This is a genomic window from Streptomyces sp. NPDC006134, assembly GCF_040628835.1.
Classification (GTDB): Bacteria; Actinomycetota; Actinomycetes; order Streptomycetales; family Streptomycetaceae; genus Streptomyces.
Map to the genome: position 1 here is coordinate 1 of NZ_JBEXTV010000084.1, position 23,737 is coordinate 23,737.

The 23,737-nt window shown below is 73.3% G+C and carries 22 protein-coding genes; 9 read left to right on the forward strand and 13 right to left on the reverse strand.

Going from position 1 to position 23,737, the window contains the following annotated elements; all coding sequences use genetic code 11:
* Positions 1–173: 173 nt before the first annotated feature.
* Positions 174–2,417: a glycoside hydrolase family 9 protein gene (locus tag ABZ340_RS33975; RefSeq protein ID WP_358785738.1), complete on the reverse strand. Its 2,244-nt coding sequence runs from the start codon at positions 2,415–2,417 to the stop codon at positions 174–176.
* A gap of 650 nt (positions 2,418–3,067) precedes the next feature.
* On the opposite strand from ABZ340_RS33975, the gene ABZ340_RS33980 reads away from it, so the two are divergent.
* Together ABZ340_RS33980 and ABZ340_RS33985 are read left to right on the forward strand one after the other, a co-directional pair.
* The gene (locus ABZ340_RS33980) at positions 3,068–5,536 is read left to right on the forward strand and encodes a SpoIIE family protein phosphatase (RefSeq protein ID WP_358785739.1); all 2,469 of its coding nucleotides are present in this window, start codon (positions 3,068–3,070) and stop codon (positions 5,534–5,536) included.
* A 181-nt stretch (positions 5,537–5,717) separates the two neighbouring features.
* Positions 5,718–6,416 carry a DUF4232 domain-containing protein gene (locus tag ABZ340_RS33985; protein ID WP_358785740.1) on the forward strand — a complete coding sequence of 233 codons (699 nt, stop codon included), beginning with the start codon at positions 5,718–5,720 and terminating at the stop codon, positions 6,414–6,416.
* A gap of 87 nt (positions 6,417–6,503) precedes the next feature.
* Here the strand turns inward: ABZ340_RS33985 and ABZ340_RS33990 are convergent, their stop codons facing one another.
* Positions 6,504–7,472 (reverse strand): aldo/keto reductase, encoded by a 969-nt coding sequence (locus tag ABZ340_RS33990; protein ID WP_358785741.1) that lies wholly within the window; start codon positions 7,470–7,472, stop codon positions 6,504–6,506.
* 216 nt (positions 7,473–7,688) lie between these two features.
* Here ABZ340_RS33990 and ABZ340_RS33995 point away from each other — a divergent pair, with 216 nt between their 5' ends.
* Positions 7,689–8,546: a hypothetical protein gene (locus ABZ340_RS33995; RefSeq protein WP_358785742.1), complete on the forward strand. Its 858-nt coding sequence runs from the start codon at positions 7,689–7,691 to the stop codon at positions 8,544–8,546.
* Positions 8,547–8,570: 24 nt separating this feature from the next.
* Here ABZ340_RS33995 and ABZ340_RS34000 read toward each other — a convergent pair whose 3' ends face one another.
* Together ABZ340_RS34000 and ABZ340_RS34005 are read right to left on the reverse strand one after the other, a co-directional pair.
* Positions 8,571–9,122 (reverse strand): flavoprotein, encoded by a 552-nt coding sequence (locus tag ABZ340_RS34000; RefSeq protein ID WP_358785743.1) that lies wholly within the window; start codon positions 9,120–9,122, stop codon positions 8,571–8,573.
* A 9-nt stretch (positions 9,123–9,131) separates the two neighbouring features.
* The gene (locus tag ABZ340_RS34005) at positions 9,132–9,590 is read right to left on the reverse strand and encodes a nuclear transport factor 2 family protein (RefSeq protein WP_358785744.1); all 459 of its coding nucleotides are present in this window, start codon (positions 9,588–9,590) and stop codon (positions 9,132–9,134) included.
* Positions 9,591–9,684: 94 nt separating this feature from the next.
* Between ABZ340_RS34005 and ABZ340_RS34010 the strand changes: the two genes are divergently transcribed.
* Complete coding sequence (locus ABZ340_RS34010; RefSeq protein WP_358785745.1) at positions 9,685–10,236, forward strand: TetR/AcrR family transcriptional regulator; 552 nt, start codon at positions 9,685–9,687, stop codon at positions 10,234–10,236.
* Positions 10,237–10,319: 83 nt separating this feature from the next.
* On the opposite strand, the gene ABZ340_RS34015 is transcribed toward ABZ340_RS34010, so the two are convergent.
* Positions 10,320–10,520, reverse strand: coding sequence for a ferredoxin (locus ABZ340_RS34015; RefSeq protein ID WP_358785746.1), 201 nt, complete (start codon positions 10,518–10,520; stop codon positions 10,320–10,322).
* Between the two features lie 211 nt (positions 10,521–10,731).
* On the opposite strand from ABZ340_RS34015, the gene ABZ340_RS34020 reads away from it, so the two are divergent.
* A complete protein-coding gene (locus ABZ340_RS34020) occupies positions 10,732–11,181 on the forward strand; it encodes a nitroreductase family deazaflavin-dependent oxidoreductase (RefSeq protein WP_358785747.1) in 450 nt (149 codons plus the stop codon).
* 232 nt (positions 11,182–11,413) lie between these two features.
* Here the strand turns inward: ABZ340_RS34020 and ABZ340_RS34025 are convergent, their stop codons facing one another.
* The gene (locus ABZ340_RS34025; protein ID WP_358785748.1) at positions 11,414–12,391 is read right to left on the reverse strand and encodes a cation diffusion facilitator family transporter; all 978 of its coding nucleotides are present in this window, start codon (positions 12,389–12,391) and stop codon (positions 11,414–11,416) included.
* A gap of 264 nt (positions 12,392–12,655) precedes the next feature.
* Between ABZ340_RS34025 and ABZ340_RS34030 the strand changes: the two genes are divergently transcribed.
* Positions 12,656–13,681, forward strand: coding sequence for a glutathione S-transferase C-terminal domain-containing protein (locus ABZ340_RS34030; protein WP_358785749.1), 1,026 nt, complete (start codon positions 12,656–12,658; stop codon positions 13,679–13,681).
* A 131-nt stretch (positions 13,682–13,812) separates the two neighbouring features.
* Entirely contained in the window at positions 13,813–14,115 is a 303-nt protein-coding gene (locus ABZ340_RS34035) for a DUF4235 domain-containing protein (RefSeq protein ID WP_358785750.1), read from the forward strand.
* Positions 14,116–14,280: 165 nt separating this feature from the next.
* On the opposite strand, the gene ABZ340_RS34040 is transcribed toward ABZ340_RS34035, so the two are convergent.
* The gene (locus ABZ340_RS34040) at positions 14,281–14,673 is read right to left on the reverse strand and encodes a VOC family protein (RefSeq protein ID WP_358785751.1); all 393 of its coding nucleotides are present in this window, start codon (positions 14,671–14,673) and stop codon (positions 14,281–14,283) included.
* Positions 14,674–14,752: 79 nt separating this feature from the next.
* On the reverse strand, positions 14,753–15,229 hold the full coding sequence (locus ABZ340_RS34045; protein ID WP_358785752.1) for a pyridoxamine 5'-phosphate oxidase family protein: 477 nt from the start codon (positions 15,227–15,229) through the stop codon (positions 14,753–14,755).
* A 391-nt stretch (positions 15,230–15,620) separates the two neighbouring features.
* On the opposite strand from ABZ340_RS34045, the gene ABZ340_RS34050 reads away from it, so the two are divergent.
* Entirely contained in the window at positions 15,621–17,528 is a 1,908-nt protein-coding gene (locus ABZ340_RS34050) for an FAD/NAD(P)-binding protein (RefSeq protein WP_358785753.1), read from the forward strand.
* Between the two features lie 69 nt (positions 17,529–17,597).
* Here ABZ340_RS34050 and ABZ340_RS34055 read toward each other — a convergent pair whose 3' ends face one another.
* Positions 17,598–19,169 (reverse strand): PQQ-dependent sugar dehydrogenase, encoded by a 1,572-nt coding sequence (locus ABZ340_RS34055; RefSeq protein ID WP_358785754.1) that lies wholly within the window; start codon positions 19,167–19,169, stop codon positions 17,598–17,600.
* A 659-nt stretch (positions 19,170–19,828) separates the two neighbouring features.
* Between ABZ340_RS34055 and ABZ340_RS34060 the strand changes: the two genes are divergently transcribed.
* A complete protein-coding gene (locus tag ABZ340_RS34060) occupies positions 19,829–20,857 on the forward strand; it encodes a 7-epi-alpha-eudesmol synthase (protein ID WP_358785755.1) in 1,029 nt (342 codons plus the stop codon).
* 272 nt (positions 20,858–21,129) lie between these two features.
* Here the strand turns inward: ABZ340_RS34060 and ABZ340_RS34065 are convergent, their stop codons facing one another.
* From ABZ340_RS34065 to ABZ340_RS34080, 4 genes are read right to left on the reverse strand one after another with little or no spacing between them, the layout of a single operon-like run.
* A complete protein-coding gene (locus tag ABZ340_RS34065) occupies positions 21,130–22,374 on the reverse strand; it encodes a cytochrome P450 (protein WP_358785756.1) in 1,245 nt (414 codons plus the stop codon).
* Positions 22,371–22,976, reverse strand: coding sequence for an ATP/GTP-binding protein (locus ABZ340_RS34070; protein WP_358785757.1), 606 nt, complete (start codon positions 22,974–22,976; stop codon positions 22,371–22,373). The genes ABZ340_RS34065 and ABZ340_RS34070 overlap by 4 nt, the downstream gene beginning before the upstream one ends.
* Positions 22,957–23,328 carry a DUF742 domain-containing protein gene (locus tag ABZ340_RS34075; protein ID WP_358785758.1) on the reverse strand — a complete coding sequence of 124 codons (372 nt, stop codon included), beginning with the start codon at positions 23,326–23,328 and terminating at the stop codon, positions 22,957–22,959. Before ABZ340_RS34075 ends, ABZ340_RS34070 begins: the two co-directional genes overlap by 20 nt.
* Complete coding sequence (locus ABZ340_RS34080; protein WP_029384842.1) at positions 23,325–23,735, reverse strand: roadblock/LC7 domain-containing protein; 411 nt, start codon at positions 23,733–23,735, stop codon at positions 23,325–23,327. Before ABZ340_RS34080 ends, ABZ340_RS34075 begins: the two co-directional genes overlap by 4 nt.
* Between the last annotated feature and the right edge of the window lie 2 nt (positions 23,736–23,737).

A 23,737-nucleotide genomic window follows, 5' to 3' on the forward strand; every position in this document is an offset into this window, starting at 1 on the left:
ACCCCCCTTCTGTTGGGTTTTGTGTGGGATATTTAAGTTGGGCGTGTCCGTGGGCTGGGTGGCGCGCCTGGTGGGGCTGTCGCGCGGGGGGGGGCGGGGGGGGGGGGCCACCGCCGCACGGCGGGACGGACGGTGCGGGTGGTGCGAGCCGTGCGGGCCGTACGGCCGTGCGATCAGCCCTGGTCCGCCACGAAGGACGCCATCCAGGTCAGGGCCGCGTTCCAGTTGATGGTGATCTCGTTGGTCGACCAGGACTGGATGTCGTCGATGTAGCAGAACTGGCCGACGCAGCCCTGGAGCTTGCTCTGGGCCACGGGGTCCTGGATGCTCGAGTTGGGACCGCCGGAGAGCGATCCGGCCGGCGGGTTCGGCAGCTTCGGGTCGAGCTGGCGGGCGTACCAGCGGCTGTGCTGGTTCTGCGAACTGACCTCTCCGTAGCCGGTGACGTAGGAGATGTTCAGCGCGTTGCGGCCGAGGACGTAGTCCATGCTCTGGACCGCGCCGTCGCGGTACTTCGAGCCGCCCGTGATGTCGTAGGCACTGGCCAGCACGACCGCGTTGTTCAGCATCTGGTGGGTGGAGCCCCAGTCGTACTTGTTGCCGTCGGGGGCGTACGGCATGCCGTACGGGTGGGCCTTGAGGGTGGCCAGGTAGCGGTCGGCGCCCCGGACGACGGACTGGCGGACCTTGTCCCGGCCGGGGAGCCGGCTCGGCACGGTGGCCAGGTCCAGGCGGGCCGCCGCCGCGGTGCGCGCCCAGTCGAAGCCGATCGGGCCGAAGATGTCCGCGGTGTGGACCGGGGAGTTCAGCACGTGGTCCGCGAACTGCTTCTCGCCGGTGGTGAGGTAGAGCTCGGCCGCCGCCCAGTAGAACTCGTCGTCGATGTTCCGGTCCGGGTAGGCCCCGCCGCCGATGCCGTCGTTCTCGTCCGCGTAGACGTCCGGGTGCGCCTGGGCCGCCGCCCACGCCTTGCGGGCCGCGGCGAGCGCCTTCGCGGCGAACTCGGGGTCGTGGGGCTTGTACAGGCGGGCCGCCTGGGCGGTCGCCGCGGCCAGGTTGAGGGTCGCCGCGGTGGTCGGCGGGTGCAGTTCGCGCTTTTGCGGGTCGTCGCTGGGCAGCAGCGGCAGCCCGGTCCAGTTCTCGTCGTGGACCTTGTGATGGGCCATGCCGGCCAGCGGCTGCCCGTCCGGGACCTGCATCTTCAGCAGGAAGTCCAGCTCCCAGCGGACCTCGTCGAGCAGGTCGGGCACCTTGTTGCCGCTCTCGGGGATGGCGAGCGAGCCGTCGCGGAACTTCTCCGGCTGCCCGGTGCGGGCGTGCAGGGCGCGCTCGTAGGTGCTCAGCAGCTCCCACACGGAGATGCCCGCGTTGACGACGTACTTGCCGTGGTCGCCCGCGTCGTACCAGCCGCCGGAGACGTCGAGGCGGTAGTCGCACACCCCGGGCTGACACGGTACGTCGGTGTCGCCCTGGTTGGGCGCGACGCCCACGTGCCCGGCCGGACGGGCGTAGCCCGGGCGCAGGTCGTCCCGTATCGCCAGGCCGCTGCGCTGGGTGTAGTAGAACTTCGCCGCGTCCACGCTGAGCCGCTCGTACGCGTCCGTGCCGATGTCGAACGGCCGGCTGGTCTCCCCGTCGGCGACCAGCGTGAAGTCCTTGCCCCGCGTCCTGTAGCCGCCGAAGTCGATGGAGTGGACGTTCTGCCCGGAGGAGGCGTCGGTCCCGCGCGGCACGCTCCAGCCGCGGGCGACCACCGCGCCGGCGCCGTTCTTCAGCTGCCAGGGCAGCCGGGTGGTGGCGTCGGTGACGAGGGTGGCGTTCTTCGGCCCGGCCGGCAGGTAGGCGACCTGGTTGACGCGGACCCGGGGGCCGGTGTCGGGCTCGTACCGCTCGGGCGGCACCCCGCCCAGCAGGGACACGTCGTCCACGCAGAACCGCCAGGGGTCGGCACTGCCGCCGAGCTGGAAGGCGACCTGCCCCTGGGCGGTGTCGACGGGCGAGGTGAAGGTGTAGGAGTAGGTGTTGCCCGAGACGCTGAGCTGCGGGCTCACCTCGTGGTAGGTGTCGTACGGGGCGACCGACAGGCCCACCACGGCCCGGACCACGTGGTCGGCCGGGGTGCCGTCGGCGTAGAAGGAGAAGCGGTACGACTCGCCCTTGACGAGGGTGATGTCGTTCTGGCCGACGGTCGCGTCCCAGCGGTTGGCCGTGCCGCCGGGGACGTCGGCGCACAGCCGGCCGCCGGACACGCCCGCGGTGACGTTGGCGGTGGTCCACCAAGGGGCGGTGCCGGTGTCGAAGGTGCCGTTCCTGACCTGCTCGACCTCCTCGGCCCCGGCCTGTGCGGCGGGCAGCGCGGTGAGCGCGCCCGCCAGCAGGGCTGTCAGGGACAGCAAGGCGGTTCTGCGTCTTTTCACGTCTGGGCTCCTCAGGGGAGGGGCGGGTGACGCTCGGGTGGGAGCGCTCCCAGAAGCGGACGCAGGACATGGTTGTGGCAGCCGTGACGCGGCGTCAACGGTCGGGACGGTAGTTGCCGCATCCCGTCCCGGCCGCCACGGCCGTTCCGGCCGCCCCGCCCGGATCGCCCGGCCCACGGCCTACGGCCCACGGCTCACGGCGCGGGAGCCTCCCGCCGGCTGTTGCGTACCGCCCCCGCGGCTCGCCCGGGTGACGGCCCGTCAGCGTGAGGCGCAGCCGCGGACCCCGCACCCGGTCGAAGGCGATGACGGCCGCCGGGGCGCCCGGGAGGACACCGGCCGCGGGTGCGGCCGCGGAGCGGCGAGGACCGATCTGTGCGTGACCGTCATGGCGGCTCTCCCCCGTCAGGACCCAGGAGTACTCACAACTCATCGCGGGCGGGCAAAGGCTGACGGACTGCCAGAGGTGTCCGGCAAGGGTGTGTGCGCTCCTTCCGTCCCGCGCCCCCGCCGGCACCGCACCCCTCCCGTGTCCCCCGGGACGGTGAACCGGCGGGACCTGGGACGTTCCGGTCCGCTCCGGCCCGCGACGCACTAGGCTTGGATCTCAAGTGACACACCGTTCACTGTGAGTGTGTGGAGTGACGAGCATGAGCCCGGTCAACCCGTTCGACGAGACCGACACGGCCCGGGCCGTCATCGACGACTCCGGCACTCTGCTGGAGTGGAACGAGGGCGCCCGCCGTCTCCTGGGCCACCCGGCGGCGGACGTCGTGGGACGTCCCGCCGCGCGGCTGCTGGCCGACGGCGGCGCGCACACACCCCCCGCCCCCGGGAGCGAACGCTGGAGCGGCACGCTCGCGCTGCGCCACCGCGACGGCCGTACGGTGCCGGTGTGGGTGCTGGCCACCCGCCGGATGGCGACGGACGGCGCCCCGGCGGGCTGGCGCGTCGCCACCCCGCTCGGCGGGGGCGCCGAGCGGCCGGACGATCCTCTGGTCGGGGCGGCGCTCCGGCAGTCGCCCTGCGCCACGATGATCTTCGATGACCGGCTCCGTCTGCGGGGCGTCAACGACGCCATGGCGCGTCTGATGGAGCTGCCGCCCGCCCGGATCCACGGCCTGCGGCCCACCGACATCAGCGGCCGGCTGCAGAACGCGGAGATCGAGAAGCACATGCTCCGGGTGCTCGACACCGGCCGGGGGTACGACATGGAGGCGTACCTGAAGGCCGCCGGGGAGGGCAGCGCCCACGCCTGGCTGGCCCGCATCGCGCCGCTGACGGACGAGGGCGGACGGGTGCGCGGCCTGTGCGTGACCGCCCACGACCTCACCGAGCAGCACCGCGCCCGGGAACGGCTGCAGCTGGTCAACGAGGCCAGCGTGTGCATCGGCACCACCCTCGACGTCACCCGCACGGCACAGGAGCTGGCGGACGTGTGCGTTCCGGCCCTCGCCGACTTCGTCAGCGTCGACCTGCTCGACGCGCAGGAGTACGGCGGGGAACCGCCCGCCCCGCCGGCCCCGCCGGTCGGCCTGCGGCGCGCGGCCCACCGTTCGGTCACCGAGGGCTGCCCGGAGGCGACGGCCAAGCCGGGGCAGCTGGACTCCTATCCGGCCGGCACGCCACAGGCCGACTCGCTGGTCGCGGGCCGCGCGATCGTGGCCGCGGTGCCGTCCGGGGATCCGGAGCGGTGGCGGGCGTGGGACGCGGACCGCTTCCGGCGGGCGCAGGAGTACGGCGTCCACTCCACGATGTCCGTACCGCTGCAGGCGCGCGGCACCACCCTCGGCGTGGCGGTCTTCACCCGCTTCCGGCGGCCGGACCCCTTCACCCACGACGACGTGCTGCTGGCCGAGGAGGTCACCGCGCGTGCCGCGGTCTGCATCGACAACGCCCGCCGCTACTCCCGCGAACGCGAGACGACGCTGACCCTGCAGCGCAGCCTGCTGCCGCGCACCCTGCCGCCGACCGCCGCGGTGGAGGCGGCCTCGCGCTACCTTCCGGCGGCACGCTCCGGCGTGGGCGGCGACTGGTTCGACGTGATCCCGCTGTCCGGGATGCGGGTCGCCATGGTGGTCGGGGACGTCGTCGGCCACGGCATCCAGGCCTCGGCCACCATGGGACGGCTGCGCACCGCCGTGCGTACCCTCGCCGACATCGACCTGGCACCCGACGAACTCCTCACCCACCTCGACGACCTGGTCCTGAGACTGTCGGAGGAGTCCGGCGGCGACGGTACCGGCGAGGTCGGCGCCACCTGCCTGTACGCGGTGTACGACCCGGTCTCGCGGCGCTGCACCCTGGCCCGGGCCGGGCATCCCCCGCCCGTCATGGTGCCGCCCGGCGGGGCGCCCCGGCCCGTCGAGCTGCCGTCGGGCCCTCCCCTGGGCCTGGGCGGGCTGCCGTTCGAATCGGCCGAGTTGCTGCTGCCCGAGGGCACCGTACTGGCGTTCTACACCGACGGGCTGATCGAGAACCGCCGACGGGACCTCGACGCCGCCCAGGACCTGCTGTGCACGATCCTGTCCGGATCGTCCGGCCCGGCGTCCCCGGCCGGAGCACCCGGCCCGTCCGGATCACCCGGAGCACCCGGCCCGTCCGGATCACCCGGAGCACCCGGCTCGTCCGGCTCGCTCGACGAGACCTGCGACCGCGTGCTGCACGCCCTGCTGCCGCCGGGCGGTGCCGCCGACGACGTGGCCCTGCTGCTGGCCCGCACCCGGGGGCTGCCCGCCTCCCAGGTCGCCACGTGGGACATCCCCGCCGATCCCTCCCTCGTCGCGCCCGTCCGCAAGCAGGTCCTGGACCAACTGGCCGCCTGGGCCCTGACGGACGCGTCGTTCACCGCCGAACTCGTGGTGAGCGAACTGGTCACCAACGCCATCCGGTACGGCGCCCCGCCCATCCGGCTGCGGCTGATCCACGACACGGCGACCCTGATCTGCGAGGTGTCCGACGCCAGCCACACCGCACCGCACCTGCGCCGCGCCAAGACGTGGGACGAGGGCGGGCGGGGGCTGCTCCTGGTCGCACAGCTCACCCAGCGCTGGGGCAGCCGGCACACCGCCGAGGGCAAGACGATCTGGGCCGAACTGGGGCTGCTCGACGACGCGTGAGGGCCGTCCGGCACCCTCGGCACCCTCAGCCCCGTCACCCCGGGTCTGTCCTGACCCTGTCCTGGATCTGTCCGGGATTTCCCGGGTTTTTCCGGCGGTGACTGCGGACACTCGACTGGGTAGGCGCGTGCGACGACACGGGTGCGGCCGTGCGCGGTGAGCCTCCTGGAGGGGAGAAGCGATGGCGAACACGTCCCCGGCCGTGCGCCGGGCCGCCCTGCTGGCGAGCACGGTCGCGGCGCTCGGCGCACTGACCGCCTGTGGTACGGACGGCGGTGCCGCGACCGGCGACACGACCGGCGCCGCCCGGCAGTCCCCCGTCACGAGTCCACCCACGACCGCCCCGGGCAGCACTCCCGCCGGCCCCGGCACGCGGCCACCGTCCGGCCCCGGCGCGCAGTCACCGCCCGGCGCCGTGGCGAGCGACACGGCCGGGTCCGCGTCCGCCTCCGCCCGGACCGACGGCCGCTGCCACACCTCCGAACTGCGCGCGTCCGTCGGCCGGGCCGATCCGGGGGCCGGACAGCGCAACTTCCCCGTCGTCCTGACCAACGCCTCGACCCGCACCTGCACCCTGTACGGCTATCCGGGCGCCGCCTTCGTCGACGCCTCCGGCCGGCAGCTGGGCCCGGACCCGCGGCGGGCCCCCGGCTCGCCGGAGAAGGTCACGCTGCCGCCCGGCCACAGCGCCTGGGCCGGGCTGTCGTTCGCGAGTCCGGAGGTCAGCGGCGCCCGCGCGGCGACCCCGGCGGCGCTGCTCGTCACCCCGCCGGACGAGCGGGACTCCCTCACGGTGGCGTGGAAGGGCGGCAAGGTCCCCGTGGGCGGCACCGCGTCCACGGTGACCGTCACCGTGCTCGACGCCGGCACCGGTCCCTGAGCCACGGACGCCCGCCGCCCGCCGCCCGGGTCCGGTGACCGGCGGCGGGCGTCGGGCGTCGGGTGCCGGGCGTCGGGTGACAGGCGGTCAGTGACCGGCGACCGGGTGCGGCGCGTACGGCCGCTCCAGCTCCTCGATCTCCTTGTCGCTCAGCTCCAGTCCGACGGCGGCCACCGCGTCCTCCAGGTGCTGCGGCTTGGAGGCGCCGACGATCGGCGCGGTGACCGCGTCCTGGTGCAGCAGCCAGGCGAGGGCCACCTGGGCGCGCGGGACGCCGCGGTCGGCGGCGATGCGGGTGACGGCCTCGACGACGGCGCGGTCGCCCTCCTGGTAGAGGGTGCTGCCGAAGGTGTCGGTGGCGCTGCGCTCGGTGGTGGTGTCCCAGTCCCGGGTGAGCCGGCCGCGCGCGAGCGGGCTCCACGGCAGCACACCGACGCCCTGGTCCGCGCAGAGCGGCAGCATCTCGCGCTCCTCCTCGCGGTAGAGGAGGTTGTAGTGGTTCTGCATGGAGACGAACTTCGTCCAGCCGTTGAGCTGCGCGGTGTACTGGGCCTTGGAGAACTGCCAGGCGTACATCGAACTGGCCCCGATGTAGCGCACCTTGCCCGCCTTCACCAGGTCGTGGAGCGCCTCCATCGTCTCCTCGACCGGCGTGTGCGGGTCCCAGCGGTGGATCTGGTACAGGTCGACGTAGTCGGTGCCCAGGCGCCGCAGGCTGTGGTCGATCTCCGTCATGATCGCCTTGCGGGACAGGCCGCCGCCGCCCGGGCCGGGGCGCATCCGGAAGTACACCTTCGTGGCGAGCACGATCTCGTCCCGGCGGGCGAAGTCCCGCAGCGCCCGGCCGACGATCTCCTCGCTGGTGCCGTCGGAGTAGCTGTTGGCCGTGTCGAAGAAGGTGACGCCCGCCTCCAGCGCCTGCCGGATCAGCGGGCGCGCGGCCTCCTCGTCGAGGGTCCACGCGTGCGTGCCCCGATCGGGGACGCCGTAGGTCATGCACCCCAGGCAGATCCGCGACACGTCCAGACCCGTCGAACCGAGCTTCACATACTGCATCGTTGACGCTGCTCCTTCGTGATCGGTACCGGAGGCGAGCGTACGTGTTCGTACGCACTCCGCGTCCAGGCGTCTCCTCCCCTCCCCGGCCCCGCGGTGTGCTGCCCCCAGGTGACGCCGCGGCGTGGGAGCGGCCGGAGCGGGGCCGGCTGCCGCATCCTCGGCGCAGGCGACCGGCGCCCGGCCGGTCGCGTCGTCACGTACGGGAGGAACGCGGTGCCGACACGTCCGAGGAGGTTCCCGGCCCTGGCCGGTGCGGCCGTCCTGTCCCTCGCCCTCGTCACGCCCGCCTGGGGGCGGCCGGAACCGGTGCCGCCGCCCGAGACGGGGGGTCCGGCGACGTTGTGCGCGCCGGCGGGCACGCTGCGGGGCGGGCAGGGACAGGAGGCCGTGGTCAGCCTCTGTGCCGAGGCCGGGCCCCGGGGCCTGGAGATCACGGCGCCGGCGACCTGCCGGCGGCCCGGAACGGCCACCCGGTACGCCTGTCTGACCTCCGGTACCTGGTCCGCCCGGCGCGCCGGCGCACCGGCGGTCACCGGGACGCTGCCCGGCGCGGGCACGTATGCCGGGCCGGGGACGTACGAGATCACGGCGACCGTGCACGCCCGTTCCGCGCCCGCGGGCGTGGACCTGCGCGGGACCGTCCGGGCCACGCTCACCGTGACCGCGCCCAAGCCGGCGCCCACGCACCGCGTCGAGGTGAAGGGCCCCGCCCTGCGGCCCCACTCCACGGCGACGCTCGTCTACACCGTCCACCGGGACAGCGACGCGGGCGACGGCAGCGCGCGGTTCGGACTGATCGGCGAGGAGGGCACCGGGATCAGGCTGACCACCGACGACGCCCGGTGCGTCAACCCGCTGATCGGCCGCCACCCGTCGACGGACCGGCTCACGCACGCCCTGGACTGCGCGCTCACCGACCTCCAGCCGGGCCGGCCCGCCACCGTCCGGGTCCGTGCCACCCTCGAGTCCGCCTGCTCGACGATCGTGTCGAAGCTGGGGTACTGGATGCCGCGCGGTCAGGCCCTGCACACCGGGGGCATGGTGGCCGGGCCGACGGTCGGCTGCGAGTAGCCGCGCCCGGGCCGGGCGCGCCGGTCACGGCCCGGGCGCCGGCCGGCCCTCGATCAGCTCCAGCGCCCGTTCCCAGCCGAACTCCGGCGGTCCGCCGCCCTCCCCCGCCTCCCCGGCGTACGGGTCGCCGAAGCGGACGCCCATCCCGCGCAGCCGGGCCAGGCTCTCCCGGTAGGCGGGGTGGGCGGCCAGCGCGTCGGCCACGCACGGCAGGACGGCGAGGGGGACACCGAGGCCGTACGCCTCGCACAGGGTGCCCACGGCGAGGGTGTCGGTGATGCCGGCGGCCCACTTGTTGAGGGTGTTGAAGGTGGCCGGCGCGACGATCACCGCGTCCGGCGGCGGGAACGGGCGCGGGTCGCCGGGGCGGCGCGCGGCGGCACGGACCGGTCGGCCGGTCTGCGCCTCGACGGCGGCGACGTCGAAGAAGCCGTCCGCCGCGGCGGTCGGGGTCGCGATCACCCCGACCTCCCAGCCGCGCCGCTGGGCGGCGGTGACGAGCGTGCCGACGTCCGCGGCGATCCCGGCCGCGCAGACGACGACGTAGAGGAAGGGCTTCGCGTCCTGTCCGTTCACGCGGGCACCCTACTGAACCGGGAGGGGCCGCCCGCGCTCGGCCTGTGGCCGGGGGCCGTGAATGCGCCGCTCGCCCTCCTCGATCGGGACGTCGTCGATGCTGGCCTCGCGACGCGTCATCAGGCCCTGCTCGTCGAACTCCCACAGCTCGTTGCCGTAGGAGCGCCACCACCGGCCGTCCGCGTCGCGCGACTCGTACTGGAAGCGGACCGCGATGCGGTTGCCGTCGAAGGCCCACAGGTCCTTGCGCAGCGCGTACTCCCGCTCGCGCTGCCACTTCCGGGTCAGGAACGCGACGATGGCGGCGCGGCCGGTGAGGAAGGTGTCCCGGTTGCGCCAGACGGAGTCCTCCGCGTACGCGAGCGCCACCCGGTGCGGGTCGCGGGTGTTCCAGGCGTCCTCGGCGGCCTGCACCTTCTGGGCGGCGGTCTCACGGGTGAACGGCGGCAGCGGCGGACGGGCGGTCATGGGTCCTCCCCGGCGACAGTGGGAGAACGGCCGTTCTCCGCAGGGCTGTTACCGTAGGAGAACGATCGTTCTCACGTCAAGGAGTGGTCCCCGCATGGACAGTGAGGTCGCCCGGGAGCGGGCGCTGGACGCCGCCGAGGAACTGTTCTACGGCCGGGGCGTGCGCTCCGTCGGCATGGACGACGTCCGCACCGCCTCCGGTGTCTCGCTCAAGCGTCTCTACCAGCTCTTCCCGGCGAAGGAGCACCTGGTGGCGGCGTACCTGGAGCGGCGGGACCTGCGCTGGCGGGGGCGGCTGGCGCAGCACGTCCGGGGACACGCGGAGCCGGAGCGGCGGATCCTGGCCGTCTTCGACTGGCTGGAACGGTGGTTCGGCGAGCCGGACTTCCGCGGCTGCGCGTGGATCAACGCCTACGGCGAACTGGGCGCGGTCTCGTCCCTGGTGGCGGAGCGGGTGCGGGCGCACAAGCGGGCGTTCGGGGAGTTCCTCGACGGGCTGGTCGCCGAGGCGGGGCTGCCCGCCGCGCTGGGCGGGCAGCTGTTCCTGCTGGCGGAGGGCGCCATGGTGACCGCGGGCATCACGCGGAGCGCGGAGCCCGCGGCGCGGGCGCGCGAGGCGGCCCGCGCCCTGCTGCGGGCCCGGTGAGCCCCGTCGGGCCGGTGCGCCCCACCGGGCAGGGGGACGGCGGTGGCACGGGCTCGGTCCTGGGGTGCCGGAGCCGCCTCGCGTCAGCCGGCCGCCCCGGACACGGTGATGGCTCCCACCGGGCAGGCCCGGGCGGCTTCGCGGACCAGGGGGCTGCCGCCGCCGTCCTCGCGGCCGGGCGCGAGCGTGCCGTAGCCGTCGTCGTCCTGGAGGAACACGTCCGGGGCGGTCAGGGCGCACTGCCCCGCGCCGATGCAGACGTCCTTGTCGATGTCGATGCGCATGGCGGGATCCTGCTACCGGATCACGGGAAGTTCCGGCATTCCCTTCGCCATGTCACCGTGTCGCCGTATCGCCGTGACGCCGTATCGCCGTGACGCCGTGACGCAGACGGGCGGCGGGTGGAAGCGGAATGCGGTTGGATGAGTCCTGCACGCAACGGCGTGGGACGACGGTGCCATGCCGTGTCACGCGACGACGAGGGGAACGGACACCATGCCACTCGAAGGTGAGTACGAGCCCAGCCCGGAACGGTGGGTGCGGGAGCAGGTGGAGCTGTACGAGAGCTCCGGCGGTACGAAGGGCACGACGCTGCTGGACACGGGGCTGCCCGTGATCGTGCTGACCAGTCGCGGCGCCCGGTCCGGCAAGCTCCGCAAGACGCCGCTGATGCGCGTCGAGCACGAGGGGCGTTACGCCGTGGTCGCCTCCCAGGGCGGGGCGCCCAAGCACCCGGTCTGGTACCACAACCTCAAGGCCGACCCTCATGTGGAACTGCAGGACGGTCCGGTCAAGCGGGACATGACGGCCCGTGAGGTCACGGGTGCGGAGAAGGCCGAGTGGTGGGAGCGCGCCGTCGCGGCCTTCCCGCCGTACGCCGAGTACCAGGAGAAGACCGACCGGGAGATCCCGGTCTTCGTCCTGGAGCCGGTCGACGGGGACTGACCGGGCAGACGGGGGGTGAGTGGGTCCGTCGGGGCCAGGGGGACTGACGGGGCCTGAGGGCCTGAGGGAAGCGAGGGGCCTGATGAGGCCGGAGGGCCTGATGAGGCCGGCAGGTCTGATAGGGCCGACGGTTCTGATGGGGCCGACGGTTCTGATGGGGCCGGTGGAATTCGTTCCCGGATTTTTTCCGGCCGAGGCGTGCATGAACCGGCGCCGGCCGGGCACGCGGGAGTCAGGCCCCGCCGCGTTCCCCCGTCGCGGCGGGGCTCTCCCGTGCCTCCTGCGCCGGCCGGTCGGTCACGTCGAGGAAGATCTGCCGCGCCTCGGGCACGGTGCGGGCGATGGACCGCTTGATGCGCACGGCGACCTCCTCGACCCGCTCGCTGTCCAGGCCGGGCACCAGGTCGACACGGGCGGCCACCAGGGCGGAGTCGAGGCCCGTCTTCATCGTGAACAGCGCCTCCACGCTGTCGATCTCCGGCTGCGCCTGGAGCAGCGCCCGGATCCGGCCGCTGGCCTCCGGGTCGGCCGCCTCGCCGATCAGCTGGTCGCGGGCCTCCCGCCCCAACCGGTAGGCGACGTACACCAGCAGGGTGCCGATCGCCAGGGAGGCGCACGCCTCCCACACCACCTGGCCGGTGACCATGTGCAGCACCATGCCGGCGAAGGCCAGCGTCACCCCGAGTACCGCCGTGCCGTCCTCCGCGACGACCGTGCGCAGGGCCGGGTCGCGCAGACCGCGTGACCCGCCCTGCCGGCGCACCTGGTACAGGGCGCGCAGCAGCGACGCGCCCTCGGCCAGAAAGGCGACGGCGAGCACGATCAGACCGGCGACATAGCCGCCGAGCTCCTCCTCGGCACCGCTGCGGAGCGCCTCGACGCCCTGGTAGTAGGAGAAGCAGCCGCCCATGACGAAGATCCCGACGGCCGCGAGGAGCGACCAGAAGAACCGCTCCTTGCCGTAGCCGAAGGGATGCCGCCGGTCGGCGGGGCGGCGGCTGCGGCGCAGCGCGGCCAGCAGGAACACCTCGTTCATGCTGTCGGCCACGGAGTGCGCCGCCTCCGAGAGCAGGGCGGGCGAGCCGGCGAGGAGACCGCCGGCCGCCTTGGCGACCGCGATCACCAGATTGGCCGCCAGCGCCACCAGCACGGTGACACGTGTCCGCCGGTCGGCCTTGCGACCGGTCCCGCCGTCCCTCTTCCCGGCCATGTCCCCCTCCCTGTCCCCCACCGCGTTCTCCGCCGTGTCTCCCGCTCTGGTCCCCTCCGTCTTCCCCACCGCGTTCCCGTCCGCTTTCCGATCCGTCTGCCGATCCGAGGGTGTCCCGCTCACGTCTCGCCGATTGCCCCGGCCGGACGCGGCTCACACTCTCTTGCGGGTGGCTCACCAGTGCCGACGGCGCAAAACGGGGAACGCGTCCACCAGAGCACCCGGACGACGGGTACGGACGGGCACGACCGGGAGGTGAGGTGCGTGAGCGGTGACGGCGGGGACGGCGGCAACAGCGCGTACGGCAGGAAGGCGTTCAAGCGGTCCAGGAGCCACTTCACGGACCGGATCACCGCGGACGGGCGGGACGGCTGGCCGGTGGAGCCCGGCCGGTACCGCCTGGTGGTCAGCCGTGCCTGCCCCTGGGCGAGCCGGGCGGTGATCTCCCGGCGGCTGCTCGGTCTGGAGGACGCCCTGTCGCTGGCGATCGCCGATCCGATCCAGGACGACCGCAGCTGGCGGTTCACGCTCGATCCGGGCGGCCGCGATCCCGTCCTCGGCATCCGGTACCTCGGCGAGGCCTACGACAGGCGGGAGACCGGCTACCCGGGCGGGGTGAGCGTTCCGGCGATCGTGGACGTGCCCAGCGGGCGGCTGGTCACCAACGACTACCAGCAGATCACCCTCGATCTGGCGACCGAGTGGGCGTCGCTGCACCGTCCGGGGGCACCCGACCTGTATCCGCGGGCGCTGCGGGACGAGATCGACACGGTGATGGCGGAGGTCTACGAGGACGTCAACAACGGCGTGTACCGGGCGGGTTTCGCCACCGGCCAGCAGGAGTACGAGGCCGCGTGCACGGCCGTGTTCCGGCGGCTGGAGCTGCTCGCGCGGCGGCTCGAGGGACAGCGCTATCTGGTCGGCGACACGATCACGGAGGCGGACATCCGGCTGTTCACCACGCTGGTCCGCTTCGACGCCGTCTACCACGGGCACTTCAAGTGCAACCGCTGGAAGCTGACGGAGAACCGGGTCCTGTGGGCGTACGCCCGCGACCTGTTCCAGACGCCCGGCTTCGGCGACACCGTCGACTTCGACCACATCAAGCGCCACTACCACCAGGTCCACACCGGTATCAATCCCACCGGGATCGTGCCCCTGGGGCCGGATCTGTCCGGGTGGCTCACGCCGCATCACCGGCAGGAGCTGGGCGGCAGACCCTTCGGCGACGGGACGCCGCCGGGTCCGGTCCGGGACGGGGAGGTGGTCCCGGCGCGGGGCCGTCCCTGACCGATCGCGCCCCCGCACCCCGTACCCCCCGTACCCCGCGCATCCGGCATCCGGCATCCGGCATCCGGCATCCGGCCGGTGCGCTCACCGCACACTCGCCACCGATCCATCGCACACACGAGGAGATCCACGTGGGCAAGAGCAAGAAGAAGAAACTCCCCCTCGCCTACCAGCCCGTCGGGTTCCTGCTGGGCTGGGCGGGCGGCGCGCTGGCGGGCCTGGCCTTCCGCAAGACGTGGAAGGTGCTCCGGCACGAGGACGACGCTCCGGACGCGCTCGACCCGGACCGCGGCTGGGGTGAGATCCTGCTGGCGGCCGCGGTGCAGGGCGCCATCTTCGCCGTGGTGCGCAGCGCCGTGGACCGCACCGGGGCCAAGGCCATCGCCCGCTCGACCGGGGTCTGGCCGACCAAGGAGGAGGGCGGCCGGGCCTGACGCGTCGCCGACGCGGCCGTCCGGGCCCCGCCGACGGGGTCCGGGCGGCGCCGCGGCCCGGGCCGGTCCGGGCACCGCCGACGGCGCCCGGCCGGGGCCCAGAGTCCGTCGCTCCCGCGTCCACGGCGCGTGTTCCGGACGGCGGATGGCCGGCGGCGGCCCTGCTCAGCCTTGCTTGGGTGCCGTCGGCGCGACGCGGCGCAGGGTGAAGGAGTGGCCCGCCGGGTCGGCGAAACCCCGCTCCTCGTACGGGCCCGGCGCGTCCTTGGCCTCCAGCGGGCGTCCGCCGAGCCCGACGACTCCGCGCTCCGCCTCGTCCAGGTCCTCCACCACGAAGTCCAGGTGGGCCTGGAGGGAGTTCTCGGGCCGGGGCCAGCTCGGCGGGGTCGCGTTCACATCGCGCCGGAACGCCATGCGGAAGCCGTCGGCGCCCCTGATCTCCACACGGTTGGCGGTCGCCTCCGTCTCCCGCGCGCCCAGCAGCGCCTTGTAGAACTCGGCGAGTTTCTCGGGCTCGGCACAGTCGAGCACCACGACGCCCGCTTTGACCAGTGCCATGTCTCCTCCGAAGGGTCCGGGGCGCGGGGCGGCCGTGCCGCGCGCCCTGTCACCTTGCGGATATCCCGGCCCGGTGGATTCAGTCGCTCACCAGCCACCGCCCGTCGCGCATCAGCTCGCGGCTGTCCGGCTCTCCGGTTCCGTGCCGGACCAGCACCCGTTGCGGGCGGACACGGAAGTACCGGCAGGGCGTGCCCAGCCGGCGCGGGTCGAAGCCGGTCTTCGCCGCGAACAGCTCCGCGTCCTGCTCGGACAGGTCGGTGGGCTCCACCACGTCGACGGTGCCGTCCAGCAGGACGGCGTCCCGGCTCCGCCCGATGCCGACGCGGACGCCGCCGGCCGACGCCAGGCCGCGGCCGTCGGGGCTCGCGGCCGGCGCGGCGAACAGCAGGCAGGAGCCGTTCCAGAGGAACGGCAGCGGCGCGAGGTATGGCATCTCCGACGTCCCGTCGGCCGTGGTGACCCAGGCGTCGGCCTCGTGCTCCAGCCGGTGCTCCAGCCGGTGCAGGGTGTCCTGCTCGCTCTGCCGGGTGCTGCGTGCGGGTGGGGTGGTCATGGTCGGCCCTTCCGGTCGGTCGTCACGGCGGACAGGGGGTTTGAGTGTTGGGTTCGGGTGTTGGTTTTGGGTTGTTTGTACCCGTTGTACGGACTGCCGTGACCGCCCTCGTTCCCCACGGGCGTCCGGGGCGGGTCCTTCGACGGGACCTCGACCACGGATGGTGCACCGATCAGGCACCGGCCACGTGCCGATCAGGCACCGACGGACACCGACCGGATTCCGGAGGGGTTTACTAATTCCGCAGAATTCATCACCCTCTACAACTGAAATAGTTCTTCTAAAGAGAACTGATGGCTGGATAGCATGCCGATCACGCGCTCCACCTCCGAAATCCGCAGATCCATGTGAGGGGTCTCGCATGCCCAGATTCAGCGATGACGAGCTCGGTATGAGACGGAAGATCACCCGTCGTGACTTCCTGGACGGGGTGGCCGTCGCCGCGGCCGGGGCCGCCGCGGCAGCGGCGCTGCCCGGTACGGCACACGCCGCGTCCACGGCACCGCAAGGCCCCGGCGACCGGCACGGCGCGGTGGAGGCGCCCTACCCGCCCGCCGAGACGGGCCTGAGGGGGCAGCAGCCGGGCTCGTACGAGGTGGCGCACGCCGTGCGGGACGGCGATTTCGCGCCGGGCGACATCACCGACACCCGGGAGAACTACGACCTGGTGGTCGTCGGCGGCGGGCTCAGCGGCCTCGCCGCGGCCTACCTCTACCGCAAGCACGCGGGCCCGCGGGCCCGCGTCCTCGTCCTGGACGCCCTGGACGACTTCGGCGGGCACGCCCGGCGCAACGAGTTCCACGTCGGCCGGACGCTGCTGCTCTCCAACGGCGGCACCGTCAACATCGACACCCCGAGCACCTGGACGCGCGAGGCCCGGGACCTGCTGACCAAGGACCTCGGCGTGGATCTGAAGGCCCTTCAGGCCACGGTCAAGGACGACGCCTACGCCCGGTACTCGCTGCGCGGCGCCACCCTGTTCGACGCCGAACGCTGGGGCAGCGACCGGCTGGTCGTCCGGGAACCGGGCGAGTCCTGGGCGTCGTACGTCACCAAGCTCCCGATGGGCGAGGCGAGCCGGGCCGCGCTGGTGCGGCTGCACACCACGACCGAGGACTTCTACCCCGGGCTGACGGACGCGCAGAAGAAGGAGATCCTCGCGCGCACCCCGTACGAGACCTATCTGCGCGAGAAGGTCGGGCTCGACGACGACGCCCTGGAGATCGTCAAGCGCGACACGAACGGTCTGTGGGGCGTGAACGCCGACCGGGTCGCCGCCGCGGACGCCTGGGCGACCGGGCAGCCCGGGTTCGACGGGCTCGGACTGGCGCACACACCGTGGCCGGGCGCCGGCGCCACCCCGCTGATGCACCTGGCGGCCACGGAGGAGGACGGCTACTTCTACTTCCCCGAGGGCAACGCCGCCCTGGCCCGGCTGCTGGTGAGCCGGCTCGTCCCGGACACCTTCGACGTGCCCCGGCCCGACTGGCGGCAGATCGTCACCGCCCGGGCGGACTACGGCCGTCTCGACGATCCGGACAACCGGGTCCGCATCCGGCTGTCCAGCACCGCCTTCCAGGTCCGCAACGACGGCCGGCACGGCGCGGTGGTCGACTACTCCCGGGCAGGCCGCAGCTACCGGGTGCGCGCCAAGGGCGTGGTGATGGCCTGCTGGAACTCGGTCGCCTCGTACGTCGTGCCCGAGCTGCCGGCCGAGCAGGCGGCGGCGATGCGCTACGGCGTGAAGGTGCCGCTGGTGTACGCGCGGGTGGCGCTGCGGGACTGGCGGGCCTTCGCCCGGGCGCGGGTGTCACGGGTGAGCACCCCGTCGATGTTCTTCGGCGGCTTCGGCCTGCCCACGGTCACCGAGATCGGTGACTTCGCCATGCCGCACCGCCCCGAACTGCCCACCGTCGTCTCGCTGTCCGCCACTCCGAACGCGCCGGGTCTGCCCTGCCGCGAGCAGCACAAGGCCGGCCGCCGCGCGCTGGTCCGGATGCCCTTCGCGGACTTCGAGCGCGAGATCCGCGACTCCATGGCCCGCGCGCTGGGCGCGTACGGCTTCGATCCGGGACGCGACATCACCGCGATCACCGTGAACCGGTGGGCGCACGGCTACGCCTACGAGTACAACTCCCTCGACGACCCGGCCCTGTTCCTGCCGGAGCCGCAGCGCCCGTACGCCCTGGCGCGCCGCCCCGTCGGCCGCATCGCGATCGCCAACTCGGACGCGGAAGCCTTCGGTTACACGCACGCCGCCTTCGACGCGGCGCACCGTGCGGTGGCGCACCTGCTCTGAATTCGGTGCGGGAGCGCTCCCATGACCAGGGAGCGCTCCCGCCTCACACTTCGGTGGGCACGGGGGGGCTCAGCGGCCGATGGCGCAGGCGTCCCCGTTGAGCATGAACCGCGGCGGCGCCGAGGCGTCGCCGGTGTGCTCGGCGAGGTAGCCGAGGGTGACGCTGCCGCCCGGCGGGATCACGGCGTTCTGCGGGGCGTTGACCGCGTCGATCACGTTGCTCGCCTGGGTGAGGTCGGTGTTCCAGTCGGAGATGATCTTCTGCCCGAAGGCGAGCGGAAACTCCAGAGTCCAGCCGTTCACCGGCGTGCTGCCGGTGTTGGTGACGGTGAGGTCGACCGTCGTGCCGGTGCCCCAGGTCTTCACGGTGCGATCGACGCGGCAGGTGGGTTCCTCGCGTGTGAACGACACCCGGTGCAGGCCGCCGGGCAGGTCGTTGACCATGTAGAACTCCCCGTCCACCGTGGTGCCGATCGACGTCACCTGGGTGGGCGTCCTCCCGATCTCGGCCTGCTCGTAGCCGCCGCGGCCGTCGGGACGCAGCGCCCAGACCGTGGAGGAGCAGTAGTCGGTGGCGATGTACGTGCCGCCGACCAGACCGGCGTACTTCTTCCCGCGGTAGACCTGGCCGCCGATGACCGAGCAGCCGCCGGTGTAGGGGGAGTAGGTGAAAACGGGCTTGGTGTACTCCGCGCCGGGCACGCAGTGGCCGCCCTCGAACTTCTCCAGGCCCTCGTAGCAGGACCAGCCGAGGTTCAGCCCGCCCTTGCCGGGCGCGAGGTGGTCGATCTCCTCCCAGTGGCCCTGTCCGACGTCGCCGATCCACAGCGAGCCGTCGGCGCGGTCGAAGGAGAACCGCCAGGGGTTGCGCAGGCCGTACAGCCAGATCTCCGGGCGGGCGCCGGCGGTGCCGACGAAGGGGTTGTCGCCGGGGACGCAGTACGGGAGCGTGCCGCAGGTGCGGCTGACGTCGATGCGCAGGATCTTGCCCAGCAGGGTGTCCAGCCGCTGCCCGGCGCCCAGCGGGTCCGCGTGGCCTCCGCCGTCGCCGATGCTCCAGTACAGCTTGCCGTCGGGGCCGAAGGCGAGCTGGCCGCCGTTGTGGTTGTTGTACTCGGCGTGCGGCTGGGAGAGCAGCGGCTCCAGACGGGACTCGTCGAGCCGGTAGCGGGCGAGGGTGACCGCGCCGTCGGGCAGCGCGGTGTACGCCAGGTACACGTCCTGGCTCTGCGCGAAGTCGGACGGGAGGGCGATGCCGAGCAGGCCGCGCTCGTTGCCCGATTCGTCGATGGCCGAGGTGATGTCGATGAGCGGGGTGGGGGCCAGGCCGGTGTCCGGGTGGTAGACGCGGACGGTGCCGGGTTTCTCGGTGATGAACAGGCGGCCCGTGCCGTCGTCGGGGGCGACGAGGGCGGTGGGCCGTCGCAGGCCGGAGGCGACCTGGGTGGTGGTCGCGCTGAGCGACGGCAGGGGCACCGTGGCGGCGGTGCCCGCCGCTTCGGTGCGGGACGGGATGGTGTCGGCAGCGGCCACGGGTGCCGCCGCGGGGGGCGGTGGGGCGGCCGTGGCGGGCAGGGGGGCCAGTGCGGTCAGCAGGGTGGCCAGCAGGAGGGGACCGGTCCAGCGGCGTCGTAACGACATGTGGGCTCCAGGAGCGAGGACGCTTGCACGGCGGTGGCGCTTCCATGGGCTGCGGGCGCGCCGGGCCCCGGCCCGCCGGCGATGCCGGTCACGAGCGGCCGTGGCACAGGGACGGCGGTGCGGGAACCGGCCGGGTGGGGAACCGGCCGGTCCGAACGATCGCGGTGCGTCCCCCGGTGCGCCCTGCCGGGACGGTATCGGCTTCCCCCTGCGTCACACCAGGCCCCTGCCGCAACTTCCGGCCATGCAGGCGCTCACGTGCCGCGGACCACGGCTCGTGGACCGGCGGCAGGGCGGCAGAGCGGCAGAGCGATCGTGCGGCAGAGCGGCAGAGCGATCGTGCGGTGGCGCTGCCCGCGGCGAGCGCGGCCGGACAACGGGTGGTTGCCGCCGCCGGCTCCCCTGCCGATCGCCGAAACGCGGGGGGGGCGCCGAGGTACGCGGGGAGCGAGCGAGTCTACGCGGCGGTCGGGGCGTGAGCAGTAATCAAGATCACGACACGGCCGCCGTGTAGATCGTTTACGGCCCGGGCAGCCTCGTACCACTTTTCGATTCGATCTTCGATTCGCGAAGCCGAGTTCGACAGATGCGGGTGGTCAGGGCGACCGCCCGGGCGCAGGGGCGGGGGGCTCTGCGGTCCGTCTCCCGAAAGGAAGCCCATGCAGGACGTCCGGTTCGACCTTCCCTTCGACACCCCCGTCAGCGAGCACCTGGCGTACGCACGGGAGCGCCATCTGCGCTGGGTGCGGGAGAGAGGGCTGGTGCGCAGCCAGGCCGGGTTCGAGGAGTACGTGTCCTGGGACCTCGCGCAGGCCGCCGCCCGCACCTACCCGTACGCCTCGGCGGACGACATGGTCGTGCTGATGAACTGGTTCTCGCTGGCCTTCCTCTTCGACGACCAGTTCGACGCCGGGCGGCCCGACCGCGCGGACCGCATAGCGGAGGTGGCCCGGGAGCTCATCGTCACCCCGCTGCGGCCGGCGGGTGCCCCGCCGCGGGTGGCCTGCCCCATCACGCTGGCCTGGGCGGAGGTCTGGGAGCAGCTCTCGCGGGGCATGTCGCTGACCTGGCGGACACGGTTCGCCGCTTCCTGGGGACGGTTCCTGACGGCGCACTGCGAGGAGGTCGACCTCGCGGCCCGAGGGCTGGCCGGATCGCTGGGGGTGGCGGAGTACACCGCGTTCCGGCGCCGGACGGTCGGCATCCACCACAGCATCGACGCCGGGGAGCGCAGCCGCGGTTTCGAGGTGCCGGCCCAGGCGATGGCACATCCGCTGATGGAGCGGATGCGGGATCTCGCCGCGGACACCATCGGGTTCATGAACGACATCCACTCCTTCGAGCGGGAGCGGCGCCGCGGTGACGGCCACAACCTCATCGCCGTCCTGCGCCGCGAGCGGGGCTGCTCGTGGCAGGAGGCCGCCGACGAGGCGTACCGCATGACGACCGACCGCCTCGGCGCGTACCTCGGCCTGGAGGCCCGCGTGCCGCACATGTGCGACGAGCTGGGGCTCGACGCGGAGCAGCGGGCCCGGGTGGACATGGGCGTGGAGGCCATCCGGCACTGGATCAACGGCAATTACGAGTGGGCGCTGACCACCGGCCGCTACGCGGCGGTGAAGGAGGGCCCGGTGGCCACGGCCGAGCTGGCCGGGCGGGGGTCGGTGGACGACCTGCTGGCGGTGTGAGGCGGGCCGCTGGCGGTGTGAGGCGGGGCCGGCCGTCCGGCCGGGGTCCTCGGCCGGACGGCCGGCCGGATCCGGTGAGGAGGCCGGGTCCGGTGAGGAGGCCGGATCCGGTGAGGCGGCCGGGTCCGGTGAGGAGGCCGGATCCGGTGAGGCGGCCGGCGTCCCACCGGCCCCACGGGCAGCGTGCCTGTGCAGGTAACACGCCTGCGCGGGCAGCACGCCTGCGTGGGCAGCACGTCTGCGCGAACAACGCGCCTGTGCGGACGGCGCGTCTACGCGGCGAACTCCACCGGCAGGCTGTCCAGGCGGTACTCCCAGGTGGAGGCCGTCGAGGTGAGTTCCTCCGGGGGCACGGCCAGGCGCAGGCCCGGCAGGCGGTGCAGCAGGACGTCGACGGCGGTCTCGATGATGGCCTGCCCGATGTTCTGCCCGGGGCACTCGTGCGGGCCCGCGCTGAAGGCCAGGTGGGACTGGTTGCCCTGGACGGAGACGTCCGCGTCCGGGCGGATCTCCGGGTCGGAGTTGCCGGCCGCCAGGCCGAGCACCAGCAGGTCGCCCTTCTTGATCGGGCGGCCGCCCAGCTCCAGGTCGGCGGTGGCGAACCGCCCCGGCAGCACGGCCAGCGGCGGCCTGTTCCACATCACTTCCTCCACCACCGCGGAGAGGTCCAGCCGGCCGCCGACCAGGCCGGACAGCCAGGAGGTGTCGGTGAGGATCAGCTGGAGCGCCCGGGCCAGCAGGTTGCTGGTCATGGTGTGGGCGGTGATGAGCACCAGACGCAGGTGGTTGACGATCTCGTCCTCGTCGAGGCCGGCGTGGTGCTCGATGAGCCCGGTGGTGAAGTCGGAGGCCGGCTCCGCGCGTTTGCGGGTGGTCAGTTCGGCGAGGATGCGCATGATGTGCTCGTTGTGCGCGAGCGCGTCCGCGCCGCCCTTGATCACCAGGTTGCTGGACTCGGCCAGGGTGCGCCCCTCCGCTTCGGCGAGCCCGAAGACGCGGGTGAGCACCAGCATGGGCAGGTACTCGGCGAAGTCGGTCACCAGGTCGGCGCGGCCCGCGCCGGCGAAGGTGTCGATCAGCTTGTGCGCGAAGTGGGTGGCGTGGCGGCGGATGCCCCGGCCGGCGACGGCGCCGAGGTTGTCGGTGACCGCGGCGCGCAGCCGCTGGTGCGGCTCCCCGTCCTGCGAGACGCAGTCGGGCCGCCAGCCCACCATCTGCATCAGCGGGGAGGTCTCGTCGACGCGGCCCTCCCGCCAGTCCCGCCAGATCCGTGAATCCCGGCTGAACTGGAGGGGATTGTCGAGCACATGGCGGTTCTCGCGGTAGCCGAGCACCAGCCAGGCGGGGACGTCGCCCTCCAGCAGGACCGGGGCGACGGCGCCGTACTGCTTGCGCAGCCGTGCGTAGAGGCCGTGCGGGTCGGTCGCCGCTTCGGGGCCGTACAGGCGCAGGGCGCCGCCGTGGGCGACGGGGCAGCCTCCGGCGGCGTCGGGGCCGGGTGGGGTCTGGTCGTTCATCGGGGCTCCAGGGCGACGGCCGGGCGGTCCTTCAGGTGACGTATGAGGGTGACGAGCACGTCACGGCTGGAGGCCCGGTCGCGTGCGTCGAACGACACGACCGGGGTGTGGGGGGAGATGTCCAGGGCGTCCCGGATCTCCTCGACGGGGTAGTGCCGGGAGTCGGGGAAGACGTTGAGGGCGATGACGAAGGGCACCTTCTGCCGTTCCATCTCCTCGATCGCCCGGAAACTGGACGCCAGCCGCCGGGTGTCCACCAGGACGACCGCGCCCAGCGCGCCCTTGAACAGGCCGTTCCACAGGAACCAGAACCGCTCCTGGCCCGGGGTGCCGAACAGGTACAGCATCAGCGTGTCGTTGAGGCTGATCTTCCCGAAGTCCAGGCTGACCGTGGTCTGCGCCTTGTCGGCGACGCCGATGAGGTGGTCGACGTCGGCGCTGGCCTGGGTGAGGGTCTCCTCGGTGGTGAGCGGCCTGATGTCGCTGACCGAGCGGACCATGGTGGTCTTCCCGGTGCCGAAACCGCCGGCGATCATCACCTTGACCGAGCGGGTGTCGCCGGCCGGGGGCCGGCCGGGCCGGTCAAAGCCGTTCAAGTCCACTGAGTACCTCCTCAAGGAGCGCGAGGTCGGGCCCGCTGCCGGCGTCGTGTGCCGGGATGGGGTCGCGGGCCTCGACGCGGCCCGCGTCCAGCAGGTCCGACAGCAGCACCGCGAGAATGTTGAAGGGCAGGTGGAGGTGGGCGCCGAGTTCGGCCACCGACAGCGGGTCGCGGCAGCGCCGGAGGATCTCCGCGTGTTCGTACTGCATGCCCGGTAAGGGGGTGGCGCGGGCGACCACGAGGGTCGCCACGTCGAGGGTCGACGCCGAACCGCCCGGTCCGCTGCGCCCGCCCGTGAGGACGTAGTAGCGCTCGAGACCGGACGGGTCCGTCGGCCGGCGGGGAGCACTCATCCAGAGTGCTCCTCCAGGCGCGGCGTGGTGCCGAGCAGCTCGCCCATCCTGCGGGCCAGGTCCCTCATCTGGTGCCCGAGCAGGCCCTGGTCGAGGCCCTCGCGGGCGAGGACGCCGAGGTACGTCTCGACGCCCGCGCGGACGACGAAGAGGTGGCCGCCGTCGACCTCGATCATCGCCAGCCGCAGCTGTCCCGCGTGGCCGGGGAACTGCTCGGCGACCGGCTGGGCCAGCGCCTGCAGACCGGCCACGACGGCCGCGAAGCGGTCGACGTCGTCGGGGTCCTCGGCGCCGTAGGAGGTGATGGCCTTGCCGTCGCTGGAGGCGACGAGGGCGAAGCGGATTTCCTGGATGCTCTCGACGAGGTCGCGGAGCGCCCAGCTCACGTCGGTTCCCTGGTACGTCATGG